The sequence below is a fragment of the Polaromonas sp. P3_C2 genome (genome assembly GCF_056402675.1).
The window spans coordinates 1-5,143 of the sequence record NZ_JBFUGX010000299.1 but is presented as its reverse complement, the minus strand read 5'-3'; the positions used below and the strand labels follow the sequence as shown (position 1 = coordinate 5,143).

Below are 5,143 nucleotides of genomic sequence, written 5' to 3'. Positions count from 1 at the left end.
TCGCCAGCCGGCGGCGCCGCGTGACCCGTTTTTTGACCAGCCCTACGAACCAACCGCTGCGCCCGATGCCACGCCCGCCTGGGAAGCCGCCGCCAAAGCTGCCCCCGCGCGCAGCAGTGTGTCGGCCAATATCAAGCCGAAGAAAAAAGTCGCAGCGCTGTTCAAGACAGCCGGTTAAGACAACCGGCCAGGGTGAGCCGGTCCAGCACCGGTTCATTGCGGGGCGCTGAGCAGCGCCTCTACCCGATTTTCTCTACCAGTTTCCATATTCCCGTCGGTTCACGCCTACGGTGCGGGGAGCTGCTGTCCGGTTGGGTCTTTGCTGCGGGTTTCCTAAGCTTCCGGGATGATGGAGAAACCCGATCCGCATGTTCAGGCCTCGCCGGCCTTCGCGCTTTCTTCCCTTCAGAAGATTTTCAGGCCTCTTTACCGGCCCCTGTGGCAGGCCATCGGCCACTGGATTGATGCAGGCGGCATGCGCATGAGCGCGGCCATGTCGTTCTACGGCATCCTCAGCCTGGCGCCGTTGCTGGTGCTGATGGTGGCAGTGCTTGGCTGGTGGCTGGACCGCCGGTATATCGAAACCAGTCTGGTGGATCAAATCCGCAGCGTTATCGGCGCGCAGGGCGCACAGGTGGTACAGCAGGCACTTTCAAGTGCCCAGGCTCCTTCAGAGGGCATCACGGCTTCGCTGTTTGCTTTTGCGCTGCTGTTGTCGGGTGCGACCGGCGTTTTTGCCGAACTGCAGGATGCGTTTGAGCGCTTGTGGCGGCAAGGCAGTGGCGAGCTCCCGCAGCAGAAATGGTGGCACAGCGCTTCTTTGCGGTTGCGGGGTGTGGCCTACATCCTGGCCTTCGGTTTTCTCTTGCTGGTTTCGCTGGCGATCTCGACTTTTCTGAGTCTTCTCTCAGGCTGGGCGGGCAGTTATTTGCCGATTGAGAAGATCGCCTGGGTCCTCAATGAGGTCGTGTCTTTCTGCTTTTGCGTGGTGCTCTTTGTGGCGCTCATGAAAATGAGCGTGGGCCCCAAGCCCGCTTTACGCTATCTGGTGATGGGGTCCGCCGCGGGGGCCATCCTGTTTGCGGTCGGCAAGCACCTGATGGCTTTTTATCTTTCGACCGCTGCGATTGTGTCGGCCTATGGCGCGGCGGGCTCACTGGTGGTGATCCTGATGTGGATTTACTTTTCGTCGGCTGTGCTGTTGCTGGCTGCAAGCATGGCCCGGGCCTGGGCGGATGAGGCAAGTGCCGCGCGGCAACCGGTTTAAGCCGACTTGCCGGCCTTGCCAGGTTTTTGCGCTTCTTCGCATTGCACACTGACCAGTTCAAACTCGCCGGGCGCCGCCCCCAATCTGGCCGCCGTCAGGCAGCCGCCCCACACGCAGCCGGTGTCGAGTGGCAAGGTGTTGTTGCGCAGGGTGGGTGTGCTGTTCTTGCTGCTGGCCAGCGTAGACCAGTGGCCAAACGCCACCGGCGTATCTGCTGTGGCCCGGCCGGGAACATCAAACCAGGGCAGGTGGCCTTCTGGCGCGCTGCCGGGGCCGTCGGTACTGCTGAAGTCCATCACGCCTTCGGGTGTGCAAAAACGCAGGCGCGTGAGCGCGTTCACGATGACCCGCAGCCTGTCGGCGCCCTGCAGGCTGTCGCTCCAGTGATCAGGCGTGTTGCCGTACATGGCCTGCAGAAAGTCCTTGAGATGGCTGCCGCGCAGCACCTGCTCCACCTCTGAGCCCAGCGCCACGGTTTGCGCCGCAGTCCATTGCGGCAGCACGCCCGCATGCACCATCAGCCACCCGTAGCGATGGATGGCCATGGCGCGGTGGCGCAGCCAGTCGAGCAGCGCGYGGCTGTCCTTGGCCTCGAGGATGTCCTGTACGGTGTCGCTGCGGCCCGGCTTGCGCACGCCTTGCCACACAGCCAGCAGGTGCAGGTCGTGGTTGCCGAGCAGGCATTGCGCAGCGTCGCCCAATGCCGAGAGGCTGCGCAGCACCTGAAGGGAGCCGGGGCCGCGGTTGACCAGGTCGCCAAGGATGTAGAGAGTGTCGCGGCTGGGGGAGAAATCGATCCTGTCCAGCAATCGCTGAAAAGGTGCGTGGCAACCCTGCAGGTCGCCGATACAGTAAAGTGACATGTGTTTATTTTGCGCCAGGCCCCATGGACTTTTTCCTGATTGCTTTTCTGACCTTGCTCAACGGTGTGTTTGCCATGTCGGAGATGGCACTGGCTTCGAGCCGCAAAGCCCGGCTCTCGGCCATGGGCGAATCCGGCGACAAGGGGGCGCTGGCAGCGCTGGGACTGCTGGACAATCCCACGCAGTTCCTTTCGTCGGTGCAGGTCGGCATCACCTCCATCGGCATGCTCAACGGCATTATTGGCGAGGCGGCTTTCAGCAGCGGCCTGGCAGCGTGGATCCAGACCTTCGGCGTGCGGCCGCGCGCGTCCGAGATTACTGCCACYGCGCTGGTAGTGACAGTCATCACCTTCATCACCATCGTCTTTGGCGAGCTGGTGCCCAAACGCATCGGGCAGCTCTACCCGGAAACCGTCGCACGCCTGGTTTCAAGGCCCATGATGTGGGTGGCGACGGGCTTCAAGCCCTTCGTCAGGCTGCTGTCCATCAGCACGCAGGCGGTACTCAAGCTGCTGCGTATCGACAACAGCGCCGGCCGGGCCGTCACTGAAGAAGAAATCGCAGCCAGCCTGGAGGAGGGCGTGGACGCCGGCCTGATTGAGGAACATGAACACCAGATGGTGCAAAACGTGTTTTTGCTGGATGACCGCCTGCTCACTTCACTGATGCTGCCGCGTTCCGACATCGAGTGGCTCGATGCTTCCGACACCATTGCCCAAGCCATCGACAAGGCCGGCGCCACCGGCCACTCCTGGTATCCCGTGTGCCGCGGCAGCCTCGATGACGTGGTGGGCGTGGTCAATGTGGCCAAGTTGCTCGCGCTGCGCGGCCAGATCCAGCCTGTGCCATCAACCCAGGGCGCAGGCGCAGTGCCTTCAGTGACCGACCGTATCGGCGCTTATGCAGTGCCGGCGGTCTTCGTGCCGGAAACGCTCACGGGCATGGAATTGCTGGAGCAGTTCCGGGCCCGCTCCACCCGCATTGTGTTTGTGGTCGATGAATACGGGGTTGTGCAGGGTCTCATGACGCCCATGGACATGCTGGAAGCCATCACCGGTGAATTGCAGCCCGGCGCGCAGATGGACGCGTGGGCGACCGAAAGGGAGGACGGCAGCTGGCTCATTGACGGTGTCATGCCTGTCTCCGAACTCAAGGCCCGTCTGGATATCAGGGAACTGCCAGAGGAAGGCCGGGGGCGTTACAACACGGTGGCTGGCCTGCTTCAAAGCGTTTCGGGGCGGTTGCTGAAAACCGCCGAGCGGGTGGAATGCGCGGGCTGGCGCTTCGAAGTTCTTGACCTTGATGGCAAGCGGATCGACAAGATCCTGGCCAGCCCCATCCCGGTCGATCCCAATATGTAAATATCTGTTTCTACCAGTAGACCACTTGGGTTGTATTGGCGGAACATATATGTGAAAAAAGGCCGCTTTTAGGTAGATTGGATTCAATATGAGTCGCGTTCACAACACCTTCATACGTAAATAGTTGTAACTTAACGGGGCTGTGTTTAAACTGAAAAAAAGTTAAGGCACTCATGTTTGATGTTTTTGTGTTGGCGCTCACTGCGACGGCGGTGTCTGCAATGGCGACGGGAGCAGCCTGCCACCATGGCTGGCTGGCGCGTTCCGCGCGCAAAAAACGGCGCCTTCCCGCGCATTGGCACCTGCAGCCAAGGCCACTGCTACTGGAGGCCGAACAGGACGTGTGGCATTGGCTTCAGCGGGCCTTTTTTGACCACCATGTCCTGATCAAAGTCCCTGTCATCCGCTTTGTCTCGCCGCGAACCGAAGCCGAAGGGCAGCGTTCCTTTGAATTGCTGAAAACCGTTTACTGCACTTTCACTGTATGCGCCGCGGATGGAACCGTCATTGGTTGCCTGGATGTTCCCGGTCCCCGTGGGCTCAAGGCCAGTAACCGCGACCTCAAGCGCAAGCTGTTTGAAGAATGCGGGATTGCCTACGCCGTCGTGCGTGCGAGCAACCTTCCCTCCCTGGAAGATGTTCGCGCGGCGTTCCTCGGAGAAATCGACCTGTCGGACGACGAACCCGCCGTGCTGGGCGAGCCTCCCTTGGCCTTGCCAGTTGAGGTGGATGCCGACGCCGATGCCATGGCCACCGTGCCCGATACCATGCGTGCAGCCAACGGAACCCTCCTGGAGGACGCGCCAAAAGTCGCCAGCATGGACATCGCGGCAGCCCGAAGCAGCCTGCAAGCCAAGCTGGAACGCAACCGCAGGATACGGTTCACCAATTTCGACCCGCTCAGTACCGGTTCAGGCATTGTTCATGACAATGCCGACCACAATTTTGCTGTGCAGTGGGAAGACTCTTTCATCACACCGGAAGAGCCGGATACGCCGAACGGCACCAACGCCTGAACGTTTAAAGCCGTAGCGGTGTTGCGGCCTTCAGGCTCTACTCAATTTGCTTTCGCGGTGTCAAACAATGCCTTCGTTTCCGCCGGCATCACGGTTGTCAGCGGTTTGCCGCCCGGTTTCATGGGTTTTAAAAACCATTGTTCATACCAGCCCTGCGCTGCGCCGCTGCGCATGGATTCCTTGATAGAGGCGTTCACCAGGTCACCCATGACTGCATCCCCCTTGCGGTAGGCGATGGCAATAGGTTCTACGGACAGGCGTTCGGGCAGGATCAGGTAATCGCCTGCATTGGGCAGGCTCGCCAATTGCGCGGCGAGCGCAACACCGTCGCGGGCGTACCCTGCCGCCCAGCCCAGTTGCAACTGTCCGAGGGCGGCATCCGCGTTGACTGCTTTGGCGTGTTGCCACTTCAATGAATGCTGCTGCGCGTAAAGATCCAGCGCGGGAACCACGGTGGTGCCGGCAATGCCCACAATGCTTTTGCCTTGCAGTTGGTCGAGTGCGCTGAGTTTGTCTTTGGTCCGCACCGCCACCTGGACAGCTTCGATAAAAATCGGTGTCGAGAAATCCATCCGCGTCCGGCGCTCCGGTGTGTCGGTCACGTTCTCGCACAGCAAATCGACACTGCCTTCAGAC

5 protein-coding genes and 1 pseudogene are annotated in these 5,143 nt (G+C 60.8%); 4 read left to right on the top strand and 2 right to left on the bottom strand.

The window, feature by feature from the left end:
- Positions 1-178 (top strand): annotated as a pseudogene (locus AC1DWI_RS13435) (DEAD/DEAH box helicase); the annotation flags it as partial.
- 168 nt (positions 179-346) lie between these two features.
- Entirely contained in the window at positions 347-1,267 is a 921-nt protein-coding gene (locus tag AC1DWI_RS13430; RefSeq protein WP_477668098.1) for a YihY/virulence factor BrkB family protein, read from the top strand.
- On the opposite strand, the gene AC1DWI_RS13425 is transcribed toward AC1DWI_RS13430, so the two are convergent.
- Positions 1,264-2,130, bottom strand: a complete 867-nt coding sequence (locus AC1DWI_RS13425) for a symmetrical bis(5'-nucleosyl)-tetraphosphatase (RefSeq protein WP_477725002.1) — start codon at positions 2,128-2,130, stop codon at positions 1,264-1,266. The genes AC1DWI_RS13430 and AC1DWI_RS13425 overlap by 4 nt on opposite strands.
- A 23-nt stretch (positions 2,131-2,153) precedes the next feature.
- Here AC1DWI_RS13425 and AC1DWI_RS13420 point away from each other — a divergent pair, with 23 nt between their 5' ends.
- The gene (locus AC1DWI_RS13420; RefSeq protein ID WP_477668096.1) at positions 2,154-3,491 is read left to right on the top strand and encodes a hemolysin family protein; all 1,338 of its coding nucleotides are present in this window, start codon (positions 2,154-2,156) and stop codon (positions 3,489-3,491) included.
- Between the two features lie 173 nt (positions 3,492-3,664).
- Complete coding sequence (locus AC1DWI_RS13415) at positions 3,665-4,507, top strand: DUF2726 domain-containing protein (RefSeq protein WP_477668095.1); 843 nt, start codon at positions 3,665-3,667, stop codon at positions 4,505-4,507.
- Positions 4,508-4,548: 41 nt separating this feature from the next.
- Here the strand turns inward: AC1DWI_RS13415 and AC1DWI_RS13410 are convergent.
- Positions 4,549-5,143 (bottom strand): transporter substrate-binding domain-containing protein (locus tag AC1DWI_RS13410; RefSeq protein ID WP_477725001.1); only part of this gene is annotated, 595 nt, incomplete at its 5' end.